1 protein-coding gene is annotated in these 314 nt (G+C 62.4%); it reads right to left on the reverse strand.

The annotated features are described in order from the left end of the window. Positions 1-314 (reverse strand): DDE-type integrase/transposase/recombinase (locus XdyCFBP7245_RS23570; protein WP_146091750.1); only part of this gene is annotated, 314 nt, incomplete at both ends.

Below are 314 nucleotides of genomic sequence, written 5' to 3' on the forward strand. Positions count from 1 at the left end.
TCCCTCTGCGGGAGAAGTCCAGCTCCACGCCGTTTTCATACGCCCAGCGGTCCATCACCTTGCCGGCAAACTCGCTGCCGTTATCCACCTTGATCGCCTCCGGCTTGCCGCGTTGAGCGGCCAACCGTGTCACTGCCTCGGCCACATCGTCGGCCCGCAAGGACTGATCTACGACGATGGCCAGGCACTCATGCGTGAAGTGATCCAGTACCGGCAACAACCGGAAGCGACGGCCATCGAACAGCGCATCACTGACGAAGTCCATGCCCCACAGGGTATTGGGCGCGGTGGCCACTTTGATCGGTTGCCGTCGG

Origin of the sequence: Xanthomonas dyei (genome assembly GCF_002939865.1) — a bacterium.
Taxonomy (GTDB): Bacteria; Pseudomonadota; Gammaproteobacteria; order Xanthomonadales; family Xanthomonadaceae; genus Xanthomonas; species Xanthomonas dyei.